This is a genomic window from Streptomyces thermocarboxydus, assembly GCF_024760485.1.
Lineage (GTDB): Bacteria > Actinomycetota > Actinomycetes > Streptomycetales > Streptomycetaceae > Streptomyces > Streptomyces cellulosae.
This window is the reverse complement of record NZ_CP058273.1, coordinates 2,694,593-2,708,818: the sequence shown is the minus strand read 5'-3', so window position 1 is coordinate 2,708,818 and position 14,226 is coordinate 2,694,593. Positions and strand designations below refer to the sequence as shown.

At 72.5% G+C, this 14,226-nt stretch carries 11 protein-coding genes; 10 read left to right on the top strand and 1 reads right to left on the bottom strand.

Annotated features, from left to right (window positions below; genetic code table 11):
• Window positions 1-420: 420 nt before the first annotated feature.
• The gene (locus AY578_RS12510) at window positions 421-702 is read left to right on the top strand and encodes an HU family DNA-binding protein (protein WP_003990598.1); all 282 of its coding nucleotides are present in this window, start codon (window positions 421-423) and stop codon (window positions 700-702) included.
• A gap of 187 nt (window positions 703-889) precedes the next feature.
• Here AY578_RS12510 and murA read toward each other — a convergent pair whose 3' ends face one another.
• Window positions 890-2,236, bottom strand: coding sequence for a UDP-N-acetylglucosamine 1-carboxyvinyltransferase (murA, locus tag AY578_RS12505; protein ID WP_019525835.1), 1,347 nt, complete (start codon window positions 2,234-2,236; stop codon window positions 890-892).
• Window positions 2,237-2,546: 310 nt separating this feature from the next.
• Here murA and AY578_RS12500 point away from each other — a divergent pair, with 310 nt between their 5' ends.
• From AY578_RS12500 to AY578_RS12460, 9 genes are all read left to right on the top strand, one after another.
• Window positions 2,547-3,119 carry a YqgE/AlgH family protein gene (locus AY578_RS12500; RefSeq protein WP_019525836.1) on the top strand — a complete coding sequence of 191 codons (573 nt, stop codon included), beginning with the start codon at window positions 2,547-2,549 and terminating at the stop codon, window positions 3,117-3,119.
• A gap of 30 nt (window positions 3,120-3,149) precedes the next feature.
• On the top strand, window positions 3,150-3,431 hold the full coding sequence (locus tag AY578_RS12495) for a DUF3039 domain-containing protein (protein ID WP_019525837.1): 282 nt from the start codon (window positions 3,150-3,152) through the stop codon (window positions 3,429-3,431).
• Window positions 3,432-3,859: 428 nt separating this feature from the next.
• Window positions 3,860-5,152, top strand: a complete 1,293-nt coding sequence (locus tag AY578_RS12490; RefSeq protein WP_019525049.1) for an extracellular solute-binding protein — start codon at window positions 3,860-3,862, stop codon at window positions 5,150-5,152.
• 38 nt (window positions 5,153-5,190) lie between these two features.
• Window positions 5,191-6,138 (top strand): carbohydrate ABC transporter permease, encoded by a 948-nt coding sequence (locus AY578_RS12485; RefSeq protein ID WP_161107368.1) that lies wholly within the window; start codon window positions 5,191-5,193, stop codon window positions 6,136-6,138.
• Between the two features lie 29 nt (window positions 6,139-6,167).
• Window positions 6,168-7,010, top strand: a complete 843-nt coding sequence (locus AY578_RS12480) for a carbohydrate ABC transporter permease (protein WP_028959154.1) — start codon at window positions 6,168-6,170, stop codon at window positions 7,008-7,010.
• 4 nt (window positions 7,011-7,014) lie between these two features.
• Window positions 7,015-8,658, top strand: a complete 1,644-nt coding sequence (locus tag AY578_RS12475) for a beta-N-acetylhexosaminidase (RefSeq protein ID WP_161107369.1) — start codon at window positions 7,015-7,017, stop codon at window positions 8,656-8,658.
• A 333-nt stretch (window positions 8,659-8,991) separates the two neighbouring features.
• On the top strand, window positions 8,992-9,885 hold the full coding sequence (locus AY578_RS12470) for an FAD binding domain-containing protein (protein ID WP_019525053.1): 894 nt from the start codon (window positions 8,992-8,994) through the stop codon (window positions 9,883-9,885).
• Complete coding sequence (locus AY578_RS12465) at window positions 9,882-11,762, top strand: 2Fe-2S iron-sulfur cluster-binding protein (RefSeq protein ID WP_258902365.1); 1,881 nt, start codon at window positions 9,882-9,884, stop codon at window positions 11,760-11,762. The genes AY578_RS12470 and AY578_RS12465 overlap by 4 nt, the downstream gene beginning before the upstream one ends.
• Window positions 11,759-14,068 (top strand): xanthine dehydrogenase family protein molybdopterin-binding subunit, encoded by a 2,310-nt coding sequence (locus AY578_RS12460; RefSeq protein ID WP_019525055.1) that lies wholly within the window; start codon window positions 11,759-11,761, stop codon window positions 14,066-14,068. Before AY578_RS12465 ends, AY578_RS12460 begins: the two co-directional genes overlap by 4 nt.
• Window positions 14,069-14,226: the final 158 nt, after the last annotated feature.

Genomic DNA, 14,226 nt, shown 5'->3' with positions numbered 1-14,226 from the left:
ACCTCCGCGCAGGCCGCCGGCGCCTGGATCCGGGGTGGTCCGCACGCTGTGAGGATCGCCACGGGGTTTGAAACGGCGCGTCGCGGAACCCGTAGTCCCGGCCGCCCTCTAGGGTGGGCGGCCGGACCCGGGCTCCGGCCCCCTGCTGTCCGCTGCCGGAAGCGGACGGAGCGTCACCGTGCGGAGGCCGTGGCGCTCTTCGTGTGACTCCCTCGGGTGTTCTCACGACTCCTGCGGGTGCCGGATTGGCATTACCGCCGCAGGTAGAGGCAGGATGCGTCCCTGGGCGCGAGGGTCCGACGAAGGACCCGGGTCCGGGGACTCACCGAGGAACCTGGCAGCATCGGCTTTCGCCGTGCCCGACATGCGGCTCCGCCGCGTGGCACGCCTCAACGGCAAGAAGAACACGGGAGTAAGAACATGAACCGCAGTGAGCTGGTGGCCGCGCTGGCCGACCGCGCCGAGGTGACCCGCAAGGACGCCGACGCCGTGCTGGCCGCGTTCGCCGACGTCGTCGGCGACATCGTCTCCAAGGGCGACGAGAAGGTCACCATCCCCGGCTTCCTGACCTTCGAGCGCACCCACCGCGCTGCGCGCACCGCGCGCAACCCGCAGACCGGTGAGCCGATCCAGATCCCCGCGGGTTACAGCGTGAAGGTGTCGGCGGGGTCGAAGCTGAAGGAAGCGGCCAAGGGCAAGTAAGGCGCCCTGCGGGCGCCTCACGCCTGAGCGGTTCAGCGCCGTTCGGCTGGGTGCCCCCCGCCCGTCTGCCGGCCCGTTGTGGCTGGTCGCGCAGTTCCCCGCGCCCCTTGCAGGGGCGTCGCAGTGAACGCCGATGGGGCGGTCACCCGATCCGGGTGACCGCCCCATCGGCGTTCTTGTGCCGGGGTCAGCCGAGGGCCTTGCCCGGGAGTTCCACCTTCGCGCCGAGGGCGGAGAGCTTCTCCATGAAGTTCTCGTAGCCGCGGTTGATCAGGCCGATGCCGTGGACGCGGGACGTGCCCTGGGCGGCGAGGGCCGCGATGAGGTACGAGAAGCCGCCGCGCAGGTCGGGGATCTCGAGGTCCGCGCCCTGGAGTTTCGTCGGCCCCGAGACGACCGCCGAGTGCAGGAAGTTGCGCTGGCCGAAGCGGCAGTCGGAGCCGCCCAGGCATTCGCGGTAGAGCTGGATGTGCGCGCCCATCTGGTTGAGCGCGGACGTGAAGCCCAGCCGGGACTCGTAGACCGTCTCGTGGATGATGGACAGGCCCGTGGCCTGCGTCAGGGCGACCACCAGCGGCTGCTGCCAGTCCGTCTGGAAGCCGGGGTGCACGTCCGTCTCCAGGGCGATGGACTTCAACTGCCCGCCCGGGTGCCAGAAACGGATGCCCTCGTCGTCGATCTCGAAGGCGCCGCCGACCTTCCGGTAGGTGTTGAGGAACGTCATCATCGAGCGCTGCTGGGCGCCGTGGACGTAGATGTTGCCCTCGGTGGCGAGCGCCGCGGACGCCCAGGAGGCGGCCTCCAGGCGGTCCGGCAGGGCGCGGTGGGTGTAGCCGCCGAGTTTGTCCACACCGGTGATGCGGATCGTCCGGTCGGTGTCCATCGCGATGATGGCGCCCATCTTCTGCAGGACGCAGATCAGGTCCTCGATCTCCGGCTCCACCGCCGCGTTGGAGAGCTCGGTGACGCCCTCCGCGAGGACCGCCGTGAGCAGCACCTGCTCGGTGGCGCCGACCGACGGGTACGGCAGCCGGATCTTCGTGCCGCGCAGCCGCTGCGGGGCCTCCAGGTACTGGCCGTCCGCGCGCTTCTCGATGGTCGCGCCGAACTGCCGCAGCACGTCGAAGTGGAAGTCGATGGGGCGTCCGCCGATGTCGCAGCCGCCGAGGCCCGGGATGAACGCGTGCCCGAGACGGTGCAGCAGCGGACCGCAGAACAGGATCGGGATCCGCGAGGAACCGGCGTGGGCATCGATGTCAGCGACGTTGGCGCTCTCCACATAGGTGGGGTCGAGCACCAGTTCGCCGGGCTCGTCGCCCGGACGGACCGTCACGCCGTGCAGTTGCAGCAGCCCCCGGACGACCCGGACGTCGCGGATGTCCGGAACGTTGCGCAGCCGGCTCGGTGAGCTGCCCAGCAGCGCGGCGACCATGGCCTTCGGCACGAGGTTCTTCGCACCGCGGACCCGGATCTCGCCCTCCAGCGGGGTTCCGCCGTGGACAAGCAGTACGTCATCGACGTCGTTGACGGTCATGAATCTCGCGTTCCGTGGAGTGGGGCAGAGGGTCAGAAGGGAAAGGGTAATCGCCCTTCACCCCCCTTCTGTAAGCCCGAGGAGGCCCTGGGAACGTCATGGCTCTGTCACAACACGAACCGTTCACCGGCGGCCACGCGGGGTCACCGCGAACGCACGTGCGCCGGGCGCGCTCCCGAACGCCGGTCCGCACCCCTTCACCTCGGCCGGACGACGCCCGACCAGGAAGCTCTCGCGCGCGGCGGCCGCCTTCACTCCGTCACCCGCATTGCCTCCCCGCGCGGCGGGAAGATGCGGGATCATGTCTGGCATGACCGAGGTGTCCTCGCTCACAGGGCGGCTGCTCGTGGCCACTCCCGCTCTGGCGGACCCGAACTTCGACCGTGCGGTGGTGCTCCTTCTCGACCACGACGAGGAGGGCTCCCTCGGTGTCGTCCTCAACCGGCCGACCCCGGTGGACGTGGGCGACATCCTGGAGGGCTGGGCGGACCTGGCCGGCGAGCCCGGCGTGGTGTTCCAGGGCGGCCCGGTGTCACTGGACTCGGCCCTCGGCGTCGCCGTCGTCCCGGGCGGCGCCACGGGGGAGGAGCCGCCGCTCGGCTGGCGCCGGGTGCACGGCGCGATCGGCCTGGTCGACCTGGAGGCCCCGCCGGAGCTGCTCGCCTCCGTCCTCGGCTCACTGCGGATCTTCGCCGGCTACGCGGGCTGGGGCCCCGGCCAGCTGGAGGACGAGCTGGTCGACGGCGCCTGGTACGTGGTGGAGTCCGAGCCGGGTGACGTGTCCTGTCCGGCGCCGGAGCGGCTGTGGCGCGAGGTGCTGCGCCGGCAGCGCAACGAGCTGGCGATGGTCGCCACATATCCGGACGACCCTTCGCTCAACTGAGCCGCGCGGGCTTCAGTACCCTTGGCTGTTATGAGCACTCTTGAGCCCGAGCGCGGGACTGGTACGGGGACCCTCGTCGAGCCGACGCCGCAGACCTCCCACGGCGACGGTGACCACGAGCGCTTCGCCCACTACGTCCAGAAGGACAAGATCATGGCGAGCGCCCTCGACGGCACTCCCGTCGTGGCGCTGTGCGGCAAGGTGTGGGTGCCCGGCCGCGACCCGAAGAAGTACCCGGTGTGCCCCATGTGCAAGGAGATCTACGAGTCCATGGGTGAAGGCGGCGACGACAAGGGCAAGGGCGACAAGTAGTCCCCCTGTAGTCCCTCTCTTCCTTCCCTGACCGCCGGTCCGAGTCCTCCTTGGGCCTGTCCGGCGGATCAAGTCGGGGGAAAGGCGCAGCGTCTTGCAACCCAGGTGAGCGGGGTCTGGTGCGTCCAGCTGCAAGGCGGAGGAGGGAGTCGACGCGGAGCGTCGGCGAGTGACGACAACGCCGCAGATGGGCGTGCCAGACCCCGCGTCCTCGGCGTGATCCGCCGGACAGACCCTAGGCCCCCGGGGTGCGCTTTGCGTGCCCACGGGGGCCTTTGTGCTGCTTGGCCGTTGCGCAGGGTGCGTCGGCCGGTCACAGAGTGGTTGAGACCTCTTGTGGCGTGGTTCACCCAGTCCATAGCCTCCGGTGAGTTGTGCACAGCGAAATTGCCATTGCATATGCTGCAACGCGCTCGGAGGAGCACTCCATGAAGCTGTCCGTCCGCATGGTCGCCGTCGCGGCCGTCCTCGCCACCGCCGCCTGCGCCCCTCAGACCTCCGGCAACTCCTCCTCCGACAAGGACGAGAAGACCGGCACCCTGCGCGTCTGGCTCTTCCAGGAGGTCAACAACCAGCCCAAGGAAAAGGTCGTCGACTCCGTCCTCGCCGACTTCGAGAAGGAGCACGAGGGCACCGAGGTCACCGTCGAGTACATCCCCGTCGAGACCCGCGCCCAACGCATCAAGGCCGCCTTCAACGACCCCAAGTCGGCGCCCGACCTCATCGAGTACGGCAATACCGACACCGCCGGCTATGTGAAGGACGGCGGACTCGCCGACGTCACCGAGGACTTCGGCGCCTGGGACGAGGCCAAGGACACCGACCCCACCGCCCGCCAGTCCGTCACCGTCGGCGGCAAGATCTACGGCGTCCCCTACTTCGTCGGCGTCCGCGCGCTGTACTACCGCACCGACGTCTTCGAGGAACTCGGCCTCGACGTCCCGAAGACGCAGGCCGAACTGATCGCCACGGCGAAGGAGATCCGCGCCGCGAAGCCGGAACTGTACGGGCTCGCCGTCGGCGGCGCCTACACCTACGGCGCGATGCCCTTCATCTGGGCCCACGGCGGCGAACTGGCCACCGGCAAGGGCGGTTCGTACGCCGCCGCCATCGACAGCGCCGCCGCGCGCAAGGGCATCGAGGCGTACACCTCGCTGTTCGGCGACGACAACTGCCCGGCCGCCAAGTGCGCCGCGATGACCGGCAACGACACGATCACCGCGTTCGCCGCGGGCAAGGCGGCCATGGCGATCGGCGGCGACTTCAGCCACGCCGCCGTCGAGGCCGGCAAGGTCAAGGGCACGTACGCGGTCGCGCCGCTGCCGGGCCTGAAGGCCGGGTCGATCGCCCCCGCGTTCGCGGGCGGCAACAACCTGGGCGTGCTGAAGTCCACCACGCACCGCACCCTCGCCGTCGACCTGATGAAGCGGCTCGCCTCCAAGGAGGCGCAGGGGAAGCTGTTCGAGGCGATGGGGTTCCTGCCGACGTTCTCCGACGTGCGGCAGCAGGTGGCCGCGAAGGAGGCCTTCGTGAAGCCGTTCGTCGCGACGCTCGCGGCTGACACGAAGTTCGTGCCCGCGTCGCCGGCTTGGGCGCAGATCGATGCGGGGCAGGTGCTGCCGACGATGTTCCAGGAGGTCGTGTCCGGCAAGAAGGACGTGGACTCCGCCGCGGCGGACGCTGCCAAGAAGATGAACGAGGCGTTCGGGTCGGCCGGGTGAGCGGGCCTACTGGGTCGCGGGTTCTTGAGCGGTCGCGGGTGCGGGGCGGCGGGGGCTCGGCGCGCCCACGCGGCGGTAGCCGCGGATCCGGTACAGCCCCGCGCCCCCGGAACGGGCGTTCCCGCACCCCTTGGCTGTATCTCGCGCCGGCGTTGGTGGTTCTCGGCGGGCTGCTCGCCTATCCCATTTACCAGCTTGGGCTGATCTCGGTCTTTCACTACACCCAGGCCCAGGTGAGCGGAGGGGAGCCCACCACCTTCGAGGGATTCGGGAACTACTCCGCGCTGTTCTCGGACGGGCAGTTCTGGGAGGTGCTGCTGGCCACCGTGGTGTTCGCGGCGGCCTGTGTCGTCTCCACGCTGGCCGTGGGGTGCGCGCTCGCCGTGCTGCTCACCCGGGTGCGGGCCGTGCCGCGGCTGGCGTTGATGCTGGCCGCGCTCGGCGCCTGGGCCACCCCCGCCATCACCGGGTCCACGGTGTGGCTGTTCCTCTTCGACGCCGACTTCGGCCCCGTCAACCGGGTGCTGGGGCTCGGCGACCACTCGTGGACGTACGGGAGGTTCAGCGCGTTCTTCCTGGTGCTGCTCGAAGTGGTGTGGTGCTCCTTCCCGTTCGTCATGGTGACGGTCTACGCCGGCATCCGGGCCGTCCCGGCCGAGGTGCTGGAGGCCGCTGCCCTGGACGGGGCCTCGCAGTGGCGGATCTGGCGGTCGGTGCTCGCGCCGATGCTCCGCCCGATCCTGGTCGTCGTCACCATCCAGTCGGTCATCTGGGACTTCAAGGTCTTCACGCAGATCTACGTCATGACGGGCGGCGGGGGTATCGCGGGACAGAACCTGGTGCTCAACGTGTACGCGTACCAGAAGGCGTTCGCGTCCTCGCAGTACAGCCTGGGCGCCGCGATCGGCGTGGTGATGCTGCTGATCCTGCTCGCCGTGACGCTGGTGTACCTGCGGCTGCTGCGCCGCCAGGGGGAGGAACTGTGAGTCTCGTGAGGCAGGACCTGGAATCCCGGGTGAATCTTCTGCGCCGGTTCACCCGGCGTCCCGGCCGGACGGCGGCCGAGGCGACCGCCCTGGTGGTCGCCGCCGTGGTGGCCTTCCCCCTGTACTGGATGGTGCTGAGCGCCTTCAAGCCGGCCGGGGAGATCCGGGGCGAGCCGCGGCCGTGGACGCTCGCGCCCACGCTGGACTCGTTCCGGCGGGTGTTCGACCAGCAGGATTTCGGCCGTTACTTCCTCAACAGCGTCGTCGTCGCGGTCGCCGTGGTGATCGCCTCCGCGTTCATCGCGTTTCTCGCCGCGACCGCCGTGACACGATTCCGGTTCCGTTTGCGGACCACCCTGCTGATCATGTTTCTGGTGGCCCAGATGGTGCCCGTGGAGGCGCTGACGATCCCCCTGTTCTTCGTGATGCGGGATCTCGGTCAGCTGAACACGCTGTGGTCGCTGATCCTGCCGCACATCGCCTTCTCGCTGCCGTTCGCGATCTGGATGCTCAGGGGGTTCGTGAAGGGCGTTCCGGAGGCGCTGGAGGAGGCCGCGTACATGGACGGAGCGAGCCGTGCGCGGTTCCTTTGGCAGATCCTTTTCCCGCTCGTCCTGCCGGGCCTCGTGGCCACCAGTGTGTTCTCGTTCATCTCGGCCTGGAACGACTTCCTGTTCGCCAAGTCGTTCATCATCAGCGACATCTCCCGGTCGACCCTGCCGATGGCGCTGCTGGTGTTCTACAAACCCGACGACCCCGACTGGGGCGGGGTCATGGCGGCGTCCACCGTGATGACGATTCCGGTGCTGGTCTTCTTCGTACTCGTGCAGCGGCGTCTGGTCTCCGGACTGGGCGGCGCGGTAAAGGACTGACGTGATGCCGACTTCACTGATTCCGGCGCCCCGGGGCGTCGTCGCCGGCGCCGGGGAGACCCGCCTGACGGAGGCTTCCGGGCTGTACGCCGGCGCCGGTACGGAGGGCGTCGGGCGGTGGCTCGGAGGTGTGCTGCGGGCCGCCACCGGACTGCCCTGGAGGGAGGCGCGGGAGCCCGCGGAGGCGCACGAGGGTGTGCGGCTCGCGCTCGCGCCGGAGCTCGGGCCGGAGGCGTACCGGCTCGTCAGCGGCCCCGCGGGCGTCCTCGTCGAGGGCGGTGACGCGGCCGGCGCGCTGCACGGCGCGCAGACCCTGCGGCAGCTCCTCGGCGCCGACGCGTTCCGCAGGGCGCCCGTCCGCCGCGACCGGGTGTGGACCGTGCCGCACCTGACCGTCGAGGACGCGCCCCGTTTCCGCTGGCGCGGGCTGATGCTGGACGTAGCACGCCACTTCATGCCGAAGGAAGGCGTGCTGCGTTATCTCGATCTGATGTCCGCGCACAAACTCAACGTGCTGCATCTGCACCTGACGGACGACCAGGGCTGGCGCGTCGAGATCCGGCGGTATCCACGCCTCACCGAGGTCGGATCCTGGCGCGCCCGCACCAAAATCGGCCACCGCGCCTCCGAGCTCTGGGACGAGCGTCCGCACGGTGGCCACTACACGCAGGACGACCTCCGCGAGATCGTCGCCTACGCCGCCGAACGGCATATCAGCGTCGTCCCCGAAATCGACGTCCCGGGACACTCGCAGGCCGCCATCGCCGCGTATCCGGAACTCGGCAACTGCGACGTCGTCGACACCGCCGCGCTGACCGTCTGGGACACCTGGGGCATCAATCCGAACGTCCTCGCCCCCACCGAGAACACCCTGCGCTTCTACGAAGGGGTGCTGGAGGAACTCCTGGAACTGTTCCCCGCCGACGCCGGGCCGTTCTCGCCGTTCGTGCACATCGGCGGCGACGAATGCGTCAAGGACCAGTGGCGGGAGTCGAAGAACGCGCGGGAACAGATCGAGAAGCTCGGGCTCGCGGACGAGGACGCCCTGCAGTCCTGGTTCATCGGCCACTTCGACCGCTGGCTGGCCGACCGCGGGCGGCGGCTCATCGGCTGGGACGAGATCCTCCAGGGCGGACTCGCGCCGGGCGCCGCCGTGTCGTCCTGGCGCGGCTACGCGGGCGGGATCGCCGCGGCCCGCGCCGGCCACGACGTGGTGATGTGTCCCGAGCAGCAGGTCTACCTCGACCACCGCCAGGACGCGGGCCCCGACGAGCCCGTGCCCATCGGGTACGTGCGCACCCTGGAGGACGTCTACCGGTTCGAGCCCGTCCCCGCCGGGCTGACGCCCGAGGAGAGGGAGCGGGTGCTGGGCACGCAGGCCAACGTGTGGACCGAGGTGATGGAGGACCAGGGGCGCGTCGACTACCAGACGTTCCCCCGGCTCGCCGCGCTCGCCGAGGTCGCCTGGAGCGAACTGCCTGCCCCCGACGGCCGGGACTTCCCCGGCTTCGAGCGGCGCATGACCGAGCACTACCGGCGCCTGGACGCCCTCGGCGTCGCCTACCGCCCGCCCACCGGTCCCCGCCCGTGGCAGCGCCGCCCGGGCGTCCTCGGCCGCCCGATCGACGGACCGCCGCCCGCGCTGTAGACGCGTACCTCGGTCGTCGTCGACGCGCACATCAGTCGTCCCCCAAGTGCGCTTCTGCCCCGGGGGACGACGCATGCCTCCCGCGTTCGCTGCGGGCCGAACAGGTCGGGCCATAACGGAACAAGAGCTTCCGAAGGCTGTGATTCCGTGGCGCAGGGGCGATTAGGGGACGGATTCGGCCAGGTCCGGGCCCAGGCGGGCGAATGCCTCCTAGCGGACCCCCGTCTTCGGCACCTGCCAAGATGTGCCAGAGTTGCCACGTCCGCCCTGTCAGCACGTACCGTACGGCGCACGGGTGGGACCAGGTGGGGCAGCGGGAAGGGGCAGCCGGTTTTGAGCACGCACGCACCGCAGGCGGCGCAGGCCGTGACGCTGCCCACGACGCTGGACGAGGCCGTGGCGGCGCTCACCGCCACGCCCGCCGCCGTGCCCGTCGCGGGCGGCACCGACCTGATGGCCGCCGTCAACTCCGGGCAGCTCAGGCCCGCCGCGCTGGTCGGCCTCGGCAAGATCAGCGAGATCCGCGGCTGGCAGTACCTGGACGGACACGCGCTGCTCGGCGCCGGACTCACGCACGCGCGCATGGGGCGCCCCGACTTCGCCGCGCTCATCCCCGCGCTCGCCGCCGCCGCGCGCGCCGCCGGACCCCCGCACATCCGCAACGCCGGCACCCTCGGCGGCAACATCGCCTCCGCCGCCCCCACCGGGGACGCGCTGCCCGTGCTGGCCGCCCTGGAGGCGACGCTGATCGTCGCGGGCCCGGGCGGCGCCCGCCGCGAGGTCCCGGTGTCGCACCTGCTGGCCGGCATGGACGTGCTGCGCCCCGGCGAGCTGATCGGCTACGTGCGCGTACCGCTGCTGCACGCCCCCCAGGTCTTCCTGAAGGCGACCGGCCGCACCGGACCCGGCCGCGCCGTCGCCTCCGTCGCTCTCGTGCTCGACCCCGCCCGGCGCGGGGTGCGCTGCGCGGTGGGCGCCATAGCGCCGATGCCGCTGCGGCCCCTGGAGGCCGAGCAGTGGGTCGCGCAGCTCATCGACTGGGACAACAACCGCGCGATCGTCCCCGAGGCGCTCAGCGCCTTCGGGGAGTACGTCGCCGCGGCCTGCATCCCCGACGCCGCGCCCGGCGAGGACGGCACCGTCCCGCCGCTGCCGCCCGCGGTACTGCACCTGCGGCGCACCGTCGCCGCGCTGGCCCGACGAGCACTGGGGAGGGCGTTGTCGTGACCGACGACCAGCACGGACAGGGCGGCACGCCTCCGGGCGGCAGCCGCTGGGACCCGCTGCCGCAGGGCGACTACGACGACGGCGCCACGGCCTTCGTGAACCTCCCGGAGGGCGGCATAGACGCCCTGCTGGACGCCATGGAGAGCCCGCTGGCCGCACCCGGCCACGGCTACGTCCCGCCGCAGATCACCGTCACGCCGGCCACCACCGCGGGCACCGACCCGGCGGCCACCGGCAGCTGGGCCGCCCCCGGCGCCCCCGTCGACGGCGCCCAGTGGCACGACCCGGGCGCGGCGGCGGGCGACCCGTACGGCTACGACCCCGGCGCGAGCGGCCAGTGGGCCTACGACCCGAACGCGCAGGGGCATCAGCACGCGCAGGCCCAGCAGCACGCGCAGGGGCAGCAGCAGCACCCGCAGGGACACCAGCACGCGCAGGGTCACGACCCCGCGGGACAGCAGCAGGGGCACGGCCAGGCGCCCGGGCAGGACGTCACCGGGCAGTGGTCGATCCCCGTGGCGGGCGGCGACCTGCCGGACGAGTCCGGCGAGTTCACCACGTCCTCCCTGGTCGAGCAGTGGGGCGGCACCCCGCCGGCGACCCTTCCGGGCGGCGCCGCGGCCCCCTGGGCCGAGTCCCAGTCCATCGGCACGCCCTGGGGGCCCGGCGTACCCGGCGTGCCGCAGGAGCACCAGCAGCAGGGCGGTCCGTACGGGCCGCAGCCCGGCGCCTACGACGGCCAGGGCGGCCAGGGTGGCCAGGGCGGCCAGGGCGGCGAGCACGGCCAGGCCCACGGGACGCAGGACCCCTCCGCCCACCAGCACGGCGCCCAGCCCGCCTACCCGGGTGCCCCCGGCGCCTCCCCGGAGCAGGCGGCCCCCGCCGAGGACGCCTCCGCACAGGACGTCCCGCAGGCCTCCCAGCCGCTGCCCGCCGAGGAACACCCCGAGCAGCAGTGGGAGTCCGAGGAGAGCGCCGACAGGGACGCCGGGGCCGACGACGGCGGCCACGAGCACCCGCAGGCTCCCCAGGACGCCGAGGAGCCCGTCTCCGGCCCGTCCGAGGCCGACGGCGACCCCGAGCGCCCTGAGGACGCCGAGGGGGCTCCCGAGGCCTCCGAAGGGCCCTCGGAGGCCTCGGAGGACGCTGCGGAGCCCTCCGCCGACGGCGAGACCCCGGACGCCCCGGGCGCTCCCGAGGCCGCCGACGACGCGGACGCCCCCGTCGCCGAGGTCCTCGTGGCCCCCCACGACGACCACCCCCTCGCCTCCTACGTGCTCCGCGTCAACGGCACCGACCGGCCCGTCAGCGACGCGTGGATCGGCGAGTCCCTGCTCTACGTGCTGCGCGAGCGCCTCGGTCTCGCCGGCGCCAAGGACGGCTGCTCGCAGGGTGAGTGCGGCGCGTGCAACGTCCAGGTGGACGGGCGCCTCGTCGCGTCCTGCCTGGTCCCCGCCGTCACCGCGGCCGGCAGCGAGGTCCGCACCGTCGAGGGACTGGCCCAGGACGGCCGCCCCTCCGACGTGCAGCGCGCCCTCGCCCGCTGCGGCGCCGTGCAGTGCGGCTTCTGCGTGCCCGGCATGGCGATGACCGTGCACGACCTGCTGGAGGGCAACCCGGCCCCGACCGAGCTGGAGACCCGCCAGGCCCTGTGCGGCAACCTGTGCCGCTGCTCCGGCTACCGGGGCGTGGTGAACGCCGTGCAGGAGGTCGTCGCCGAACGCGAGGCGCACGCCGAGGCCGAGGCCGCCGCGGACGACGACGGCGCCCCCCGCATCCCGCACCAGGCGGGCCCCGGCGCCGGAGGGGTCAACCCCTCGGCGTTCGGCGTCGCCCCGCAGGACCAGTCCCACGGCCAGGACGGAGGCCAGGCGTGAGCAACGAAGCAGCCACCGTGCAGACCGCCGACGCGGCCACCGAGGAGGAGACCGGCCCGCGCCGCGGACTCGGCGCCTCCCTCCCGGCCGCCGACGCGCGCGCCAAGACCGAGGGCACCTTCCCGTACGCCGCCGACCTGTGGGCCGAGGGCCTGCTGTGGGCCGCCGTGCTGCGCTCCCCGCACCCGCACGCGCGCATCAAGTCGATCGACACCACGCACGCGCGCGAGATGCCCGGCGTCCGCGCGGTCGTCACCCACGAGGACGTCCCCGGCACCTCGGTGCTCGGCCGCGGCAAGGCCGACCGCCCCGTCTTCGCCTCCGAGGTCGTACGCCACCACGGCGAGCCGCTGGCCGCCGTCGCCGCCGACCACCCCGACACCGCGCGCATGGCCGCCGCCGCGGTCATCGTCGAGTACGAGGTGCTCGACCCGGTGACCGACCCCGAGCAGGCCTTCGAGGCCGAGCCGCTGCACCCCGACGGCAACCTGGTCCGGCACATCCCGCTGCGCCACGGCGACGCGGACGCGGTCGGCGAGGTCGTCGTCGAGGGCCTGTACCGCATCGGCCGCCAGGACCCCGCCCCCATAGGGGCCGAGGCCGGGCTCGCCGTGCCCCGCCCGGACGGCGGGGTCGAGCTGTACCTGGCGTCCACCGACCCGCACGGCGACCGGGACACCGCCGCCGCCGCGTTCGGCCTCCAGCAGGACCAGGTCAAGATCGTCGTCACCGGTGTGCCCGGCGCCACCGCCGACCGCGAGGACCAGAGCTTCCAGCTGCCCCTCGGGCTGCTCGCGCTGAAGACCGGCTGCCCGGTGAAGCTCGCCGCCACGCGCGAGGAGTCCTTCCTCGGCCACACCCACCGCCACCCCACCCTGCTGCGCTACCGCCACCACGCCGACGCCGAGGGCAAGCTGGTCAAGGTCGAGGCGCAGATCCTGCTCGACGCGGGCGCCTACGCCGGCACCTCCTCCGACGCCCTGGCCGCCGCCGTCGCCTTCGCCTGCGGCCCGTACGTCGTGCCCAACGCCTTCATCGAGGGCTGGGCGGTGCGCACCAACAACCCGCCCTCCGGGCATGTGCGCGGCGAGGGCGCGATGCAGGTGTGCGCCGCGTACGAGGCGCAGATGGACAAGCTCGCCAAGAAGCTCGGCCTGGACCCGGCCGAGGTGCGGATGCGGAACGTGATGGCCACCGGCGACGTGCTGCCCACCGGCCAGACCGTCACCTGCCCCGCCCCCGTCGCCGAACTGCTCGAAGCCGTACGGGACTTCCCGCTGCCGCCGCTGCCCAAGGACACCCCCGAGGACGAGTGGCTGCTGCCCGGCGGCCCCGAGGGCGCGGGCGAACCCGCCGCGGTGCGCCGGGGCGTCGGCTACGGCCTGGGCATGGTGCACATGCTGGGCGCCGAGGGCGCCGACGAGGTCTCCACGGCCACCGTGCGCGTCCAGAACGGCGTGGCGACCGTGCTGTGCGCGGCCGTCGAGACCGGGCAGGGCTTCTCCACGCTGGCCCGGCAGATCGTGCAGGAGACCCTCGGCATCGACGAGGTGCACGTGGTGCCCGTCGACACCGACCAGCCCCCGGCCGGGGCCGGCTGCCGCGGACGCCACACCTGGGTGTCGGGCGGGGCCGTGGAGCGCGCGGCCAAGATGGTCCGCACCCAGCTCCTCCAGCCGCTGGCGCACAAGTTCGGCATGTCCACCGAGCTGCTCCAGATCACCGACGGCAAGATCACCTCGTACGACGGCGTGCTGTCCACGACCGTCACCGAGGCCATGGACGGCAAGGAGCTGTGGGCGACCGCGCAGTGCCGGCCGCACCCCACCGAGCCGCTGGACGAGGCCGGGCAGGGCGACGCCTTCGTCGGCATGGCCTTCTGCGCGATCCGCGCCGTCGTGGACGTCGACATCGAGCTGGGCTCGGTCCGGGTCGTGGAGCTCGCCGTCGCGCAGGACGTGGGCCGGGTGCTCAACCCCGCGCAGCTCGCCGCGCGCATCGAGGCGGGCGTCACCCAGGGCCTGGGCGCCGCGCTCACCGAGAACCTGCGCACCCCGCGCGGCCTGATCCGCCACCCCGACCTCACCGGGTACGCCCTGCCGACCGCGCTGGACGCGCCCGACATCCGGATCGTGAAGCTCGTCGAGGAGCGGGACGTGGTCGCGCCGTTCGGCGCGAAGGCCGTCAGCGCGGCGCCGGTGGTGGCCTCGCCGGCCGCGATCGCCTCCGCCGTGCGCGCCGCCACCGGCCGCCCGGTGAACCGCCTGCCGATCCGCCCGCAGGCCGCCGTGGTGACCTCCAACTGAGCGATTCCGCCGGGCCGGTCGGCCCGGCGGGGCAACGCTCGGGGCCTCCCGCGCGTCTTGAGGTACAGGGCGCCGGCCGCGCTTCCCGTTTCCGATGCGTTGTCAGTGGCGCGGCGTACTCTTCGGAGCAGTGGGGGACGGCCGTGGGCCCGGCAGGG